Origin of the sequence: Actinoplanes octamycinicus (assembly GCF_014205225.1) — a bacterium.
GTDB lineage: Bacteria > Actinomycetota > Actinomycetes > Mycobacteriales > Micromonosporaceae > Actinoplanes > Actinoplanes octamycinicus.
This window is the reverse complement of sequence record NZ_JACHNB010000001.1, coordinates 3,012,062-3,027,160: the sequence shown is the minus strand read 5'-3', so window position 1 is coordinate 3,027,160 and position 15,099 is coordinate 3,012,062. Positions and strand designations below refer to the sequence as shown.

The window sequence follows — 15,099 nt, the reverse complement described above, 5'->3', positions numbered from 1 at the left end:
CATAGCCACACGCCTGCCCGGCCCGTCGAGCGGGTTACCGACGGCGTGTCAGAGCTGGGCGGCGATCGCCTTGGCCGCCTCCACGTCCGGGCCGGGCTGCGGGACGAAGACGGTGCGCCGGTAGTACTCCAGCTCGCGGATGCTCTCCCGGATGTCGGCGAGCGCGCGGTGCGACAGGCCCTTGGCCGGCTGCCCGAAATACACCCGCGGGTACCACCGGCGGCACAGCTCCTTGATCGACGAGACGTCGATCATGCGGTAGTGCAGGTGGGCGTCGAGCGCCGGCATGTCCCGGGCCAGGAAGCCACGGTCGGTGGCGATGCTGTTGCCACAGAGCGGGGCGGTCCGCGGGTTGGGGACGTGCTCCTTCACGTACGCCAGGATCTGCTCCTCGGCCTCGGCCATGGTCAGCACCGAGCGGCGCACCTCCTCGGTGAGCCCGGATTTCGCGTGCATGTCCCGGACCACCGGGGGCATCGCGTCGAGCGCCGCGTCGTCGGCGTGGATGACCAGGTCGACACCCTCGCCCAGCACGTTGAGATCGGGATCGGTGACCAGCGCCGCGACCTCGATGAGCTTGTCCTTGCCCAGGTCGAGACCGGTCATCTCACAGTCGATCCACACCAGAAGATCCGCCACCCGGACAGCCTACGCCGGGACCGGCGCGGGTGTTCGACGCGAGTGTCACCACAGCGAACATTCGCGTTGATTGTCCGCTTTAGGGGGGTGACTTCCCGGTTGGCCGATTGAGGGGGTAAAGTGAACTTAACGGACGAAGCCCCCCTTCGGTTACTCCGTTTCCCCCGGTAAAGGGGCCCTCCGTGTCGGCAGCGCGGAGGGCCCCTTCGGGATCTCGTCGACGATCACCACCCGGGACGGCGACTCCCCCGCGGCGAACCGGATCACCCGCTCCCCCTCGGCGACCACCTCGTCGCGGACCGCCGCGCTCCACCCACGGAACGGGCTGATCCGCAGCTCCCCGCCCCGCCGCTCCCAGACCGCCGCCACGAAACCGTCCACCAGCACGGTCGGCCGGACCACCGACCCGCCCGGGGTGACCAGCGCCCGATCCCCCGGGTGGATGATCCGGTCCCGGTCGGCGTGACCGAGCACCGCGTTGTCGAACTCCGGCAGGAACACGACGGGCGCCGGCTCGTCCGGGTCGGCCAGCGGGGCGTGCGGCAGGTCGTACAGGTCCATGCCCTTGTCGTCGCGGAAGACCCGCAGCCGGTCGCGGAGCGCGCCCAGCTCGGACCCCATCCGGGTGCGACCCGACCAGACCTGCACGTCCTTGACGCTCGCCGGCCCGTAGGCCGCCAGATACCGCAGGATCAGCGTCTCCGGGCTGGCCTCGGCCATCGGCCGGCCCAGCCAGGCCTCCGCGGCGACACAGGTGATCCGGCCGCGATGTCCCCACAGCCCGGACGGCGGCGGGTGCAGCAGCGGCGCGTGCCAGTGCGCGGTCACCGCCAGGTCGGCCGGCGCGTGCCCGGGGAAGTCCGCGGCCAGCCGGCGGCCCAGCTCGGCGCGGGACAGCGGCTCCGCCGCCAGGATCCGGCCGATCGACGCGAGGAGGGCGGTCCGGTCCGGACCGTGGAAACGACCGGCGATCCTTTCCAGTACGGCCTGAACCGTCGGCCGCAGCCACGGGTAGTCGGCGCCGGCGCACAGGTGCTGAGTCCCGCGCAGCAGCGCGCCGCGGACCACCTGGCGGTTCTCCAGCAGCTCGGTGAGGTGCTCCCGCCGGAAGCCGGCGATCCGGGCCCGGAGGCCGAGGTAGGGGGCGTCGCTCTCCTGGCCTTGCAGGGCGACCAGGTGCTGGAGGACGTCCAGGGCGCTCGCGCCGGATCGGGCGTCGAGGAACTGGCGGCGGAGGTAGGTCCGGTTCAGCACGCGGGTGGAGAGGGTGGTCATGACGCGACGCTAACGGCGATTGCGGCCACTTTCTGTCCGGAAAAGCGGCGAGGGCCACCCGATGATCGGATGGCCCTCGCCGGTGTACGTCCGGCGCGGCTACTTCTCGGTGGTGTCCTTCGGCGCGGTGCGCGGCGCGGTCCGGCTGGTGGGGCGGCGGCGCTTCGGGGCGGTGGCGGCGGCCAGCAGCTCCGCCGCCTCCTCGCGGTAGTTCGGGATCCGCTTGTCGGCCTCGGCCTGGTCCACCTTCGCGGGCTTCTCCGATTTCTCCGGTTTCTCCGCCTTCTCCGCGGCGCTGCGGGTGGTCCGGGTCCGCGGCCGCGGCTTGCGCGCCGCTGCCCCTTCCCCAGCCGCCTCCGTCACCGTGGCGGCCCCCGCCTTGTCCGCCGCGGCCGACCCCGCCGCTTTGTCCGCCGCGGTCACCCCGGCCGCCGCCTCGGTCACCGTGGCTGTCGCCTCAGTCACCGTGGCTGTCGCCTCCGTTGTCTCCGTCGGCGCGGCCTTCGCTGACGCGGTCCCGGCCGGCGTTGCCGTCGCGGACTGCGCCTCGACCGAGATCGGCTCGGGCTTGGTGGCGGCTCGGGCGGCGACCGTTTCGGCGGCCTTGATCCAAGCGGCCGGCACCTTGCGCCCGGCAGCCGCGCCACCCTGCCGACCGGTCCCGGCGAGGCGGTCCTGAGCCCGGGAGAGCGGCCGGTTCGGCTCGGCGGCCCGCTTCCCGGCCGCCTTACCCGCCGACTTGGCGCCCTGTTCCGGAATCCCGTCCGCCACAACCTGCTCCGTGGCGACCTGCTCCGCCTCGGCCTGGTCCGCTGCGGCGGGCTCAGTCTTGGACTGCTCGATGACCTGCTCGGCTGCGCCGGCCTCGATCGCGTGCATCGAGGAACGCTCCTCGGCGGCCCGATCGCCGGGCTGCTTGGGCATGAGCGTCCGAGCCGGTCCGGCAAGCGCGGCCGCCTTCGGCGTCACCGCGATCTTCTCGCCGCCGGGCAGGGCGTCGGTCGAGGCACCATTTCCGGTACGCCCCTCCGCCCCGCCATCCGCCACCTCATCGGTCGCCCCCGCGGGCTGCCCGGCCTCGGCCTCGTGGATCGACACCCGACCCACCTCGTCGGCCGCAGCCACCCGAGCCGCCGGCACCGGCTTGCCCGGAACCTCCACCTGCCGCCCGGGCAACGGCACGATCGGCGGCTTGGACTCTTCCCGCGTGTCCGTCCCCGGCTTGGAGTCGCTCGCCCCAGCCTCGTCCACACCTGCCTGGCCGGCTGCAGGCTCGTCTCCCTTGGCCGCATTCGGCTGGTCCGTGGCCGGGACGGCGGAGGTCAGCGCGGCCGCGGGCTCGTCTCCCTTGACCGCGTTCCGCTGGTCCGTGGCCGGGACGGCGGGGGTCAGCGCGGCCGCGGGCTCGTCTCCCTTGACCGCATTCGGCTGGCCCGTGGCCGGGACGGCGGGGGTCAGCGCGGCTGCGGGCTCGTCTCCCTTGACCGCGTTCCGCTGGTCCGTGGCCGGGCCGGTGGGGGTCAGCGCGGCTGTGGTTGCTTCGGCGGCCGGGCGGGCCGGCTCGCCGACCGGCGGCCAGGTCGGTTTGTCTCCCGCCATCTCAGCCACCGCGGACCGCATGGCCTCGGAGGCCGCGTCCGCCGTGGAGACATCGTCGGGGTCGGCGGCCGGCCGGTTCTCGATCGGCTGGGTGGGGACATCCGATTCCGGCCGGTTCTCGATCGGCTCGGTGGGCGCGTTCGGATCCACGTCCGTCTCGACCGGCTCCGTCGCCGCCTCGACATCCGGACCCGCCTTGACCTGCCCGCCCGGACCCGCCTCGGCCTGCCCGCCCGGACCCGCCTCGGCCTGCCCGCCCGGACCCGCCTTGACCTGCCCGCCCGGACCCGCCTTGACCTGCCCGCCCGGACCCGCCTTGACCTGGCCGTCCGAACTCGCCTTGACCTGCTCGTCCTGCGCCGGAATCGGCCGGGTTTCGACCGTGGGCTCGGGCGCCTCGGTGATGGTCGTCGTGGAGGCTTCCGGTTCGCCGGTCCGCTGCCGGACCGGGGACTGCGAGCCCGGCTGGCCGGCCTCCGCGAGCGCGGTCTTGGCGATCCCCTGCGCGGCGGCGACCTTGGCGGCCCCGGCAGCCGCGGCAGCGGCGGCAGCGGCCACCCGGGCGGCACCCTGCGCGGCCGAGATCGGCGAAGCCGCCGAACCCGCCTGCTTCGGCGCAAGCGTGCTTGACGTGGCGGACACCGAAGAATTGTCGGAAACAGACGAATTGTCAGCCGCAGTCGAGGCGAGCGAGGTGGTCGCGTTCGCCGCGGTGGTTCCGTTCGCCGCGGTGGTCTCGTTCGCAGCGGCGGGCATGGCCGAAGCGGTGGGCTCGTTCGGCGCGACGGGCGCGGCCGAAGCGGTGGGCTCGTCCGATGCGGCGACCATGTCCGGCGTGACGGGCGCGGCCGAAGTGGTGGGCTCGTTCGGCGTGGTGCGCTTCGGGGACGGGCGGCTGCCGCCCATCCGGGTCAGGCCGGTCGCAGCCCAGTCGGTCGCGGCGGGTCCGGTGAGCAGCGCGACCCGGCGCGGTGCCGGAGCCGGCCACACGCCGCCTCGGCGCTCCCGGTCCCGCTTCTTCCGATCCCGACGCTCGTGCTCGCCCACGGCCGCCTCGGACAACGCCGCCGCGGCGTGTTGCTGCTGCTGAACGCCCTCCTCGACGTCCTTCGCGCCAGCCGTGGTGGGCTGGCCGGTGAGCTTGCCGCCGGGCATGACGCGCTGGTCGATGTGCCTGGCGCCAGCCGCGGTGAGCTGCTCGGTGAGCTTGCCGCCAGGTGCCGCGGGCTGGTCGGCGGGTGCTGCGGGCTGGTCGACGGGCGCGGTGGGCTGGCCGGTGAGCTTGCCGCCAGGTGCGGCGGGATGGTCGACAGGCGCGGTGGGCTGGTCGACAGACGCGGTGGGTTGGTCGACGGACGCTGCGGGATCGTCGACGGGCTTGGTGGCTCGGTTGCGGGCGGCCTCGGCCAGGGCGGCTGCGGCCTGAGCCTCGGTCTGGCGGGCTCGTTCCGGGGCGGTCTGGGCCACCCAGGCGCCGACCGCGGTGGCGTGGAACTCCGGCAAATCGGTCGGGGCCGAGAGACGGCGACGGCCGGGTCGGTCCGGGCGCGCGGCCGGCGGCGGGCTGGGCAGGTCGGCCATGGCCGGGGTGGCGCCGAGCAGGCTCAGCGGCCGGCCGGGCGCGGGCGTCTCCGCCCCGGGCCTGCCAACCGGACCGACCCCGGCCGCGGCCGGACCGGCCGCGGCCGGACCGAACTCGGTGGGCGACTGCTCGGCGAGTTGACCGGAACCGGTCAGCAGGCCGTGGGACGGGGCGGGAGCGGCCGACGGGGTCGGGATCGGGAGAGCGCCAGGGACCACCGGGGTGATGCCGCCGGGGAGGATTCCGGTGCACGGGTGGCCGGCCACGGCGGCGGGTTCGGCGGTGGGTGCACCGCCGGCCAGGACCGCGCCGGGCACGGGCGCCGGCTCGCCAGCGGTGGACACACCGGGAACCGTGGACGTACCGGGAACCATGGACGAACCGGGAATCGCGGGCGAACCGGGAACCGTGGACGAACCGAAAGCCGTGGACGAGACGGGAACTGTGGATGAACCGGAACTGGTAGACGTACCGGGAGCCGCGGACGTACCGGAAGAGAGCGGAAGCGAACCGCCCTCCGGGCCACCGGGGTTTGTCGGCGGCCAGGCGAACTGGGGCAGGGCCGGCGGGCGGGCCGGCTGCGCGTCGGCCAGGGTCCGCGGGCGGTGCGCCCCGCCGTGACCGAAACCGAACAGCCCACCGCCGCGGCGGCCCAGCGCCCGGATGGCGTCCTCGTCGAGGCCCGCCGGGGCGAGACCGGGGAGTGCGCGCGGCCCACCCTCCAGGCCGAGGCGCGGGATCGGGGCGCCGATGGCCCGCATCAGGTCGGGGACCTGGCTCGGCTCGACGACGTAGACGATCTCGCGACGGCGGGCCGGGGCGGCCAGCACGATCACGCCGGCCATGGCCAGGATGACGCCGAGCGAGAGCAGGCCCCAGGCGGCCGGGTCGAGCCAGCCGGGGCGGACCTCGACGGTGCCGTTGAGGCGCAGGCCGTCGCCCCCGGCGGCGTTCATGATCACCAGGCTGTAGCCGCCGGTCAGCTCGCCCGGGGTCCAGCGCAGCGCGCCGCCGCCGGTCCGGGTCCAGAAGTCCTGGCGGCCGGGGGCGGACGGAAGACCCTGGTCACCGTCGACCCGGGCCGCGGTGATCGGAAGCTCGCCGGTGCCGACCTGGACGCCGCGGACCCGGGTGTGCGGCACGTCCCGCAGGTAGCCGTCGACCGCGCCGGCCGGCGCCAGGCCGACGAAGGCCGGGCCCTCGTCGGTGAGCGCGGTGATCCGCAGCTCGGTGTCGCCGATCCGGGCGAAGGACGCGTCGTCGCGCAGCAGGCGGTCGACGTCGGGGACGACGATCGCGTACCCGGGCACGCTGAGCCGCTGCAGCTCGGCGCTGAACGCCCCGCCGGCGTCGCGGTGCCCGAGCGCGGCCCACAGGCACCCGCCGGCCAGCAGCGCGGGCAGTCCGATCGTCAAAAGCAGCATGCCGAGGACCGGCCGGAACAGCCGCATCGTTCATTCCCCCTTCTCGGGCCCACTGCGCGCACCATACCGAGGCAAATAGCCCCAAAATGGTCAAACGAGCAGGCAGCCCTCGACAGATACGGCAATGGCCCGATCCGATACGGAACGGGCCATCGCTTTTCCGGCGTCAGGAGATCTTGGCGGTCATCGTGAACGTCGTCTGATCGATGTCGGTGGTCCGCGCGGTGAACTTGAACGTCCACTCCCCGGCCTGCGGCAGCGCGATGTCGCCGATCGCGTGGAAGTCGGTGATCCGCAGCAGCGGGATCTCGATCGGCTCGATGCCCTTGTCGGGCAGTGCCGCGGTCGCCTTCCACTCGACCACCGGCAGCGGCTTGTTGTCCGGGGTGTACGCGTACAGGTGCATCGAGTTGTTGCCGACCGTCGCCGGGTAGATGTCCACCTGCAGCGACATGGTCTTGTCGGTCAGCGTCCGGGTGACCGTCTGGGAGGTCTCGGTGGTCTCCGCGGCCTCGGCGGTCCGCGGCGGGGCGATCTGCACCAGTGCCGCGGTCACCCCGAGCACCACCGCGGTGATCGCCAGCTCGGCCAGCACCACCCGGCGCAGCCCGCGCGGCGACTCCTCGGCGGCCCGGTCCTTGACCAGTTTCCGGGAGTACGCCGCGACCCCGATCACGATCGCCGCCAGCGCCACCTTGACCAGGATCAGCCGGCCGTAGGTGCTGTTGAACAAGCCGTCCAGGGTCGACACCTCGATCAGCGCCTGGACCACGCCCGCGAAGATCAGCGCGCCGACCGCGGTGGCCGCCCAGCGCGACCAGATCGGCAGGATCGCGCCCAGCTCGCGGCCGTTGGCCCGGGGCAGCAGGAACGCGAAGAGCATCACCAGACCGCCCAGCCAGACCGACATGGCGGCCAGGTGCAGGGCATCCAGCACCACCGAGACGCCGGGCACCGGGGAGGCGGTCGGGTGGCCGGTCAGCGGCCAGGTGGCCAGCGCGGCCACGCCGAGCACGCCGAGCAGTGCCAGGTCGAGTTTCGACTCGCCGCCGGTGCCGACCAGCAGCGGCCGGAGCAGGAACGCGGCGGCGATCACCACGGCCAGCCGGACCAGCATCACCGCGCCGAACGTGCTGCCCAGCACGTCCCGCAGGTCACCGACCCGGACGTCGAAGAGGCCGGTGCCGAGCGTGTACGGCGCCTGCAGCCAGATCCCGAGCAGGGTGCTGCCGGCGACCAGGCCGATGCCGGTCCAGACCACCCGGCCGGGCCCCTGCCGGGACAGCCGCTGCGGCCAGAGCAGCGCCAGCACGAGCACCGGGCCGACCAGGAGCACCAGGCCGGCGTACCCCAGGTATTTGCCCACCGGGATGAGCGCCCGGACCACCGGGTCGACCTTGACGTCCTCGGTCTCGTCCGCCGAGGGCGGCGTCGAGGCGGCGCCCACCGAGTACGAGATCGTGCCGCTCACCGGGTGGCTGTCCGCCGAGATCACCCGGAAGGTGACCAGGTACGTCCCGCGGGCGCCGCCGGACCGCAGCGGGACCGTCACCCGCCCGCCGTCCACCGTCGGATCGCCCTGGTCGGCGCGCGAGCCGTCCGGGGCGAGCACCCTGATCTTGTCGTCGATCAGCTGGACCGACTCGCTGAAGGTCAGGGTCACCTTGTTGGGGGCGTCCGGCACGATCGTGCCGTTGCTCGGGTCACTGCTCGCCAGCACGGCGTGGGCGCTGGCCGGGCCGGCCGAGAGCAGCACCCCGATCATGCCGATCAGCAGCCCGAGCAGAACTGTCGCGCCCCGGCGTCGGTCAACGGTCATGACGGCCATGCTCTCTGATCACGTTGCGTTCGACCACACGCGGGTGGTCGCCGGTGGCCTTCGGCTGGTTCCCGGCCGCGCCGGTTCGCGTACGATGCCGCTCGTGACGGCTGGTGAGCAGGAGACCGACGAGACCACCGCGCTGGCGCTCGCCGCCCGCGACGGCGACCCGGTCGCGCAGGCCGGGTTCGTGCGGGCCACCCAGGCCGAGGTGTGGCGGTTCACCGCCGCGCTGGTCGATCCGGGCGCCGCGGACGATCTCACCCAGGAGACCTATCTGCGGGCGTTCCGGGCGCTCGGCTCGTTCGAGGGCCGGTCGACGGTGCGGACCTGGCTGCTCGGCATCGCCCGGCGGACCTGCGCGGACCACCTGCGGGCGGTGGTCCGGCGACGCCGGCTGGACGTGCGGCTGGCCGCGCAGGCCGCCACCGAGGTCCCGGCGCCGGACCCGGCGCACCGGCTGAGCGGCGCCGATCTGCTGAGCCGGCTGAGCGAGGAGCGGCGGACGGCGTTCGTGCTGACCCAGGTGCTCGGGTTGTCCTACGCCGAGGCCGCCGAGGTGGAGTCGGTGCCGGTCGGGACGATCCGGTCCCGGGTGGCCCGGGCCCGCGACGAGCTGGTCACCGCGGTGGCGAAGGCCCAGGCGAGTTAGGACCTTGGGCCCTGCGGTGTGACGTGACACCGAGGACAAGATGGCCGGGAACCGGAACCCGATCAACTCCGTCTAACAGGGCGTGACCATGGAAACCATCACGCGGCCTGCGGTCTGGCCGTGGATCTCCACGCTGGCCCGGCTCGGGCTGGCCGCCGTCTGGCTGGTCGCGGGCGCCACCAAGGTCAGTGACCTGGCGGCGTCGGCGCGCGCGGTGAACGCGTACCAGTTGATGTCCTACGACGCGGCCGAGGTGGTCGGCGCGGTGCAGCCGTTCCTGGAGATCGCACTGGGCCTGCTGCTGCTGGTCGGCCTGGCCACCCGGCTCACCGCGGCGATCTCCGCGGTGCTCCTGGTGGTCTTCATCGGCGGGATCGTCTGGGCCTGGTCCCAGGGGCTGCGCATCGACTGCGGTTGCTTCAGCACCGGCGGCGAGCTGGGCGCCGGGCAGGACACCGCGTACGGCCTGGACATCCTGCGTGATCTCGGTTTCCTGGCGCTCGCCGGAATTCTGCTGTGGCGGCCGCGGACCCGGTTCTCGATCGATGGCGCACTGATGGGGGAGACGTCGTGAGCAAGGGAAACCGGGACCGGGCGGAGAAGGCCCGCCGGATCGTCGTGCAGCAGCGGGCCGCCGAGAAGCGCCGGCAGGTGACCATCTGGACCTCGGTGGCGGTGGCTGTGGTGCTGGTCATCGCCGGGTTCATCGGGTACGCCGCGCTCGCCGGGCAGGACAAGGGCAAGCTGGTCACGCCGAGCGCGGCGGTCGACGACGGCACCGCGTTCGCGGTCGGCACCGGCCCGGTCACCGTCGATCTGTACGAGGACTTCCTCTGCCCGAACTGCAAGAACTTCGAGACCGCCAGCGGCGCCAAGCTGCGCGAGCTGGCGAGCGCCAACAAGATCACCCTGCGGTACCACGTGGTGTCGATCCTGGACCGCGCGTCGAACGGCACGAAGTACTCGACCCGGTCGGCCGGCGCCGCCGCGGCCGCCGCCGACGAGGGCAAGTTCACCGAGCTGCACGACGTGCTCTACGCCAACCAGCCGGCGGAGGGCAGCGACGGCCTCTCCAACGCGAAGATCATCGAGCTGGCGAAATCCGTCGGGGTGACGAGCGACAAGTTCGCCGACGCGGTCAACAGTGGTACCTACGAGCCATGGGCGACGCACGTGACCGAGGTCTTCTCCGAGCGCGACTTCACCGGCACGCCGACGGTCGTGGTCAACGGCACGCAGATCACCTCGCCGTCCCTGGAGAACATCACGCAGGCCATCGACAAGGCGGCCGGGTGAGGCGGCTCCTGGTGAGCTTGGCCGTGGCCGGTGCGATCGTCGCGCCGGCCACGCCCGCGTTCGCGCACGGCGGCGAGGGGGCGAACGTGACGTCGTACCGGACGGTCGTCACCGGCGTCAGCGCCCCGATGGACGGGCTCACGGTCCGCACCGTCGAGGGCGGCGCCCGGCTGGAGCTGACCAACGACACCGGCCGCCCGATCGAGATCCTCGGTTACTCCGGCGAGCCGTACCTGGAGGTCCGCCCGGACGGCGTCCACCAGAACGTCTCCTCCCCCGCGACCTGGATCAACCAGACGCTGGCCGGCGACACCCCGGTCCCGGCGACCGCGGACGTGACCGCCGCGCCGACCTGGCAGCGGCTCTCCGGCGGCACCACGATCCGCTGGCACGACCAGCGCGCGCACTGGCTCGGCACGGCCCGCCCGCCGCAGGCGGTGGCCGATCCCGATCACACCCATCGCCTGCGGGAGTGGGCGGTGCCGCTGCGTGACCAGACCCGGGTCTTCGAGATCCGCGGCACGCTGGACTACGAGCCGCCGCCGTTGACCTGGGCGTGGTGGGTCGGCACGGCCCTGCTGGGCCTGGCCTTGACGGCCCTGGTCCGCTTCCACCCGCGGTTGGTCGCGCCGCTCGCGGTGATCGCGGGTCTGTCGGTTCTCGCGTACGCCGTGATGCGCGGCCTGGACGGCGCCGGCTGGTCCGGGGTCCTCCTGCTGACCGGCGCCCTGGCCCTCGGCGCGGCGTGGCGGCACCCACCGTTCTACCTGGCGCTGTCCGGTTTCGTGCTGGCCGCCTTCGCCGGTTTCGGCAGCTCCGACGCGTTCCTGGCGGCCGTCGTCCCGGCCACCGGCCCGGGCTGGCTGGCCCGCGCCTGCGTCGCCGCCACCCTCGCCACCGGCGCCGCCCTGGCCCTGACCGGCCTGCTCGGGATGCGCGCCGCCGTCCCGTCCCCCGCCAAGCCGGTGGCAAGCGACTAGGGTGATCTGAGGCGACGATCCGGGTAGGTCAGGGAGGACATCGGTGTATCTCCACCGTCTGCGCGTCAGCAACGTGCGCGGATTCCACGGCTCCCACGAGGTCGATCTTTCTTTCGAGCTCGCCCACCGGGGAGATCCGGACGAACGCTATCCGGGATTCGTCGTCATCGCCGGCCGCAACGGATCGGGCAAGACGACTGTCCTTCAAGCTGCGGCGGCCGCGCTCGCCGGTCCGGAAGTGGCCAACAACCTGACCGAGGGCATTCGGGACTGGGTGACTCACCACGCCTCGGAAGCTGCTGTTCACGCCGACATCCAGCCCGGGGAGGACGAGAAGGTCTTCACTGTGCCCTTCAGCGCTCCGCTGAGGTGGCAACAGGCTGACGGTGTGCGGGCTCGGCCGCAGCCCGGCGCGGCGGACGTCAGCTTGGCCGCGGCATCCCTCTGGTCCCCCCGTCCCACCAGGTGGTTCGCCGCCGGTTACGGGCCGTTCCGGCGCCTGGCGGGCACCAGCGGTGAGGTCGCTCGGCTGATGGCTGGTGATTGGACCATCGCCCGGTTCGCCACGCTCTTCCGCGAGGAGGCCTCGCTCGCCGAGACCGTGCATTGGCTGCAGCAGGTCAACTACCGGGCACAGTCCGGACAGCAGCAATACGCCGACCTCGAACGCCGCTTCCTCAGGCTCCTCAATGACGGGCTGTTCCCCGACGGGCACATCGTCGACCGAGTGGATCCGGACGGCCTCTGGATCGTCCGGGACGCCGGACGGCCGGTGCTGATCGAGGAGATGAGTGACGGTTACCGGAGCATCGCGGCGCTGGTGACGGACATCGTCCGGCAGATCAACGCATGCTTCCGGGGCAACGTCCCCTGGCTGGCCTCCGACGAGCCACGGATCCGCTGCTCCGGAGTCGTGCTGATCGACGAGATCGACGCGCACCTGCACGTCTCCTGGCAGAAGCGGATCGGCCCGTGGCTGCGTGAGCACTTCCCGAACATCCAGTTCATCGTCACCACGCACAGTCCGTACGTCTGCCAGAGCGCCTCCCCCGGCGGCCTGATCCAGCTCCCCGGGCCGAACGACGACTTCGCACCTCGTGTCGTTCCCGACGACCTCTACCGGCGAGTCGTGAACGGCAGCGCCGACGACGCCGTCCTCACCGAACTGTTCGGCCTCGAGTCGCCCTACTCGCAACGGGTCGACGAGCTCCGTGCCGAACTCACCCGCCTCGAACGCCTCGCCATCCGCGGCACCGCCGAGCCCGGCGACCTGGAAAGACTCACCGACCTCACCGAGGAGTTGTCGCCCTCCCCCAGCAGCCGGGCCCGTGACGTCCTCGGCGAGGACGCGTGATCCCGTTCGTTCGCCGGCCGCTCCCGGCTGACCTGTCCGCCACGCTGGCCGCCAAGACAGCCGCGCTCAGGCTCAGCAACGCGCCTTACGACGACGCCCGCAGCGCGTGGAAGACAGCCGGGACGACCCGCCGCAGTTTGAAGACCTACCTGTGCGCGATGTGCGCCCGGCCCGCGTTCTGCATGTACTGCCACGAGAGCCGGGGCACGGACGTCGACCACTACGAGCCGATCAAACAGAGCCCGTTGCGGACCTTCGACTGGGACAACCACCTGCTCGCCTGCGCCTACTGCAATCAACAAGCGAAACGCGAAGCGTTCCCCCTGGATCCGGCCGGGACGCCGCTGCTGCTGGATCCGGCCGGAGACGACTCGGCCGACCATATGACCTTGGCGTCGACCGGCGTGTTCATCGAGCTGACGCCCCGGGGCGCGGAGACTATCGCCGTGCTCGGCCTCAACCGGCGGCCGGAGCTCATTCAGGCGCGGCTGGTCTCCTGGCGAGGCGTGATCCGGGTGTTCGAGCAGGCTGCCCGGTCCGGGGACGCGCTGACCACCGACGATCTGGAAGATCTGCGCTTCCTGCCGGTGGTGGACGCCTTCCACCACTTCGCACATGACGTGGCGGCCGGGCGGCTCGGACTCAAGGGTGTCCGGCCGGTGCTTACCTCGTACGCGAAAAAGAACCTGCCGGTGATCAGCGGCGCCTTTCCCGCATGTCGCCTTTAGGCGAGCGCGACTCGACCTGGGTCGCATGTCGCGGCGGCGGATGTAGACCGTGGGTGGGTCCGCGCGGGCCGGAGTGTTCCTAGCGTCGATCTCATGATTGAGGTTGACGAGCTGGTGAAGAGATTCGGGACGACGACAGCTGTCGACGGGCTGTCGTTCGTGGTGCGGGCCGGGCGGGTGACCGGGTTTCTCGGGCCGAACGGGGCCGGGAAGTCGACGACGATGCGGATGATCCTCGGGCTGGATCGGCCCACCTCGGGGCGGGCCACCGTCGGCGGGACTGCCTACCGGCGGCATCGGGCGCCGCTCACGGTGGCCGGAGCGCTGCTGGAGGGCCGGGCCCTGCACCGGGGGCGGTCGGCTCGGGAGCATCTGCTCGGGCTGGCCCGCACACACGGGATCGGCCGGCACCGGGTCGACGAGGTGCTCGATCAGGCCGGGCTCACCGCGGTGGCCGGGCGGCGGGCCGGTGGCTTCTCGCTCGGCATGGGCCAGCGGCTCGGGATCGCCGCCGCGCTGCTCGGCGATCCAGCGGTGGTCATCCTGGACGAACCGGTCAACGGGCTGGACCCGGACGGGGTGCTGTGGATCCGGACGCTGCTCCGACGGCTGGCGGCCGAGGGCCGCACCGTGCTGGTCTCCAGTCACCTGATGAGCGAGATGGCGGTGACCGCCGACCACCTGCTGGTGATCGGGAACGGACGTCTGCTCGCCGACACCGGCCTGGACGAGTTGCTCGGACAGGACCGCTGCCTGGTGCGCTCGCCGGACGCCGCGGAGCTGCGCGAGGTGCTCGTGGCGCGCGGGGCGACGGTGACCGCCGGCGCGGCCGGGCTGCTCGAGGTGGCCGGTCTCGGGGCCGAGGCGATCGGCGCCGCCGCCGCCGAGCACCGGCTCGTGATCCACGAGCTCGCGCCGGTCAAGGCGTCGCTGGAGGAGGCCTACATGGCGCTGGTGCGGTCATGATCCGCGTGACGTTCCCCCGGGTACTGCACGCCGAGTGCGGCAAGTTCCGCGCGCTCCGCTCGACCTGGGCGATGTTCGCGCTGGTCGCGGTGCTCACCGTGGGGCTGGCCGGAGTGATCGGCTGGAACGCGAACCGGCTGCCCGGCGCGTCCAACACCCCCGCCGAGATCATCGGCCGGGCATTTCTCGGGATCGACGTGTTCTCGCTGGTCCTGGGCGCGTTCGGGATCCTGGCGGTGACCGGCGAGTACGGCAGCGGGCTGATCCGGGCGACCTTCGCCGCGGTGCCGCGCCGCCATCCGGTGCTCTGGGCGAAGGCGGTCGCGCTGGCCGCCCTGTCGATCCCGGTCATGCTCGTGACCTGTGTGGCCTCGCTGGTGGTGAGCCAGTCGTTCGCGCCGGCGGCGGCCCGGCTCGGCCCCGGCGATCCGGAGGTGCTGCGGGCGATCGCCGGCGCGGCGGCCGCACCGGTGGCGCTGGCGCTGATCGGGCTCGGGCTGGGCGCCCTGCTGCGGCACACGGCCACCGCGATCACCACCTACGTGCTGGTCGTGCTGGTCGTGCCGGCCCTGCTCAGCGGGGCGCTGCCGGAGTCGGTGCGGGACCACGTCGTCAAGTACGTCCCGGTCGCGGCGGCCCAGGCGCTGTACGCGGTCCGCTCCGACGGCAACCCGTTCACCATGCTGGACCCCGGCCCGGCCGCCCTGGTCACCGCGGGATGGATCGCCCTGGTCCTGGCGGCCGGCGGCCTCGTGGTGTCGAGGCGGGACCCGTGAGTGGTGTGG

The 15,099-nt window shown here is 72.9% G+C and carries 12 protein-coding genes; 8 read left to right on the top strand and 4 right to left on the bottom strand.

Annotated elements, in window-relative coordinates:
• Nucleotides 1–48 precede the first annotated feature (48 nt).
• From orn to BJY16_RS13555, 4 genes are all read right to left on the bottom strand, one after another.
• Complete coding sequence (gene orn, locus BJY16_RS13570) at nt 49–639, bottom strand: oligoribonuclease (RefSeq protein WP_185039812.1); 591 nt, start codon at nt 637–639, stop codon at nt 49–51.
• A gap of 150 nt (nt 640–789) precedes the next feature.
• Entirely contained in the window at nt 790–1,914 is a 1,125-nt protein-coding gene (locus tag BJY16_RS13565) for a winged helix DNA-binding domain-containing protein (protein WP_185039811.1), read from the bottom strand.
• A 99-nt stretch (nt 1,915–2,013) separates the two neighbouring features.
• On the bottom strand, nt 2,014–6,546 hold the full coding sequence (locus BJY16_RS13560; protein WP_185039810.1) for a hypothetical protein: 4,533 nt from the start codon (nt 6,544–6,546) through the stop codon (nt 2,014–2,016).
• 139 nt (nt 6,547–6,685) lie between these two features.
• Nucleotides 6,686–8,347, bottom strand: coding sequence for a copper resistance CopC/CopD family protein (locus BJY16_RS13555; protein WP_185039809.1), 1,662 nt, complete (start codon nt 8,345–8,347; stop codon nt 6,686–6,688).
• Nucleotides 8,348–8,432: 85 nt separating this feature from the next.
• On the opposite strand from BJY16_RS13555, the gene BJY16_RS13550 reads away from it, so the two are divergent.
• The 8 genes from BJY16_RS13550 (at nt 8,433) to BJY16_RS13515 (ending at nt 15,090) form a co-directional block, all read left to right on the top strand.
• The gene (locus tag BJY16_RS13550) at nt 8,433–8,990 is read left to right on the top strand and encodes a sigma-70 family RNA polymerase sigma factor (RefSeq protein ID WP_185039808.1); all 558 of its coding nucleotides are present in this window, start codon (nt 8,433–8,435) and stop codon (nt 8,988–8,990) included.
• 88 nt (nt 8,991–9,078) lie between these two features.
• Entirely contained in the window at nt 9,079–9,564 is a 486-nt protein-coding gene (locus BJY16_RS13545) for a MauE/DoxX family redox-associated membrane protein (protein ID WP_185039807.1), read from the top strand.
• Nucleotides 9,561–10,286 (top strand): DsbA family protein, encoded by a 726-nt coding sequence (locus BJY16_RS13540; RefSeq protein ID WP_185039806.1) that lies wholly within the window; start codon nt 9,561–9,563, stop codon nt 10,284–10,286. The genes BJY16_RS13545 and BJY16_RS13540 overlap by 4 nt, the downstream gene beginning before the upstream one ends.
• Before the next feature lie 11 nt (nt 10,287–10,297).
• Nucleotides 10,298–11,266, top strand: coding sequence for a hypothetical protein (locus tag BJY16_RS13535; protein WP_239177366.1), 969 nt, complete (start codon nt 10,298–10,300; stop codon nt 11,264–11,266).
• Between the two features lie 43 nt (nt 11,267–11,309).
• Nucleotides 11,310–12,620: an AAA family ATPase gene (locus tag BJY16_RS13530; protein WP_185039804.1), complete on the top strand. Its 1,311-nt coding sequence runs from the start codon at nt 11,310–11,312 to the stop codon at nt 12,618–12,620.
• Nucleotides 12,617–13,348, top strand: a complete 732-nt coding sequence (locus tag BJY16_RS13525; protein WP_185039803.1) for an HNH endonuclease — start codon at nt 12,617–12,619, stop codon at nt 13,346–13,348. The genes BJY16_RS13530 and BJY16_RS13525 overlap by 4 nt, the downstream gene beginning before the upstream one ends.
• A gap of 93 nt (nt 13,349–13,441) precedes the next feature.
• Complete coding sequence (locus BJY16_RS13520) at nt 13,442–14,314, top strand: ATP-binding cassette domain-containing protein (RefSeq protein ID WP_185039802.1); 873 nt, start codon at nt 13,442–13,444, stop codon at nt 14,312–14,314.
• The gene (locus BJY16_RS13515) at nt 14,311–15,090 is read left to right on the top strand and encodes an ABC transporter permease subunit (protein ID WP_185039801.1); all 780 of its coding nucleotides are present in this window, start codon (nt 14,311–14,313) and stop codon (nt 15,088–15,090) included. Before BJY16_RS13520 ends, BJY16_RS13515 begins: the two co-directional genes overlap by 4 nt.
• The last annotated feature ends 9 nt before the right edge of the window (nt 15,091–15,099 follow it).

What these genes read in the sequence shown, in the direction of transcription:
- BJY16_RS13565 (WP_185039811.1), bottom strand. Translation starts at nt 1,914, where the DNA reads ATGACCACCCTCTCCACCCGCGTGCTGAACCGGACCTACCTCCGCCGC.
- BJY16_RS13560 (WP_185039810.1), bottom strand. Translation starts at nt 6,546, where the DNA reads ATGCGGCTGTTCCGGCCGGTCCTCGGCATGCTGCTTTTGACGATCGGA.
- BJY16_RS13555 (WP_185039809.1), bottom strand. Translation starts at nt 8,347, where the DNA reads ATGGCCGTCATGACCGTTGACCGACGCCGGGGCGCGACAGTTCTGCTC.
- BJY16_RS13550 (WP_185039808.1), top strand. Translation starts at nt 8,433, where the DNA reads ATGCCGCTCGTGACGGCTGGTGAGCAGGAGACCGACGAGACCACCGCG.
- BJY16_RS13545 (WP_185039807.1), top strand. Translation starts at nt 9,079, where the DNA reads ATGGAAACCATCACGCGGCCTGCGGTCTGGCCGTGGATCTCCACGCTG.
- BJY16_RS13520 (WP_185039802.1), top strand. Translation starts at nt 13,442, where the DNA reads ATGATTGAGGTTGACGAGCTGGTGAAGAGATTCGGGACGACGACAGCT.
- BJY16_RS13515 (WP_185039801.1), top strand. Translation starts at nt 14,311, where the DNA reads ATGATCCGCGTGACGTTCCCCCGGGTACTGCACGCCGAGTGCGGCAAG.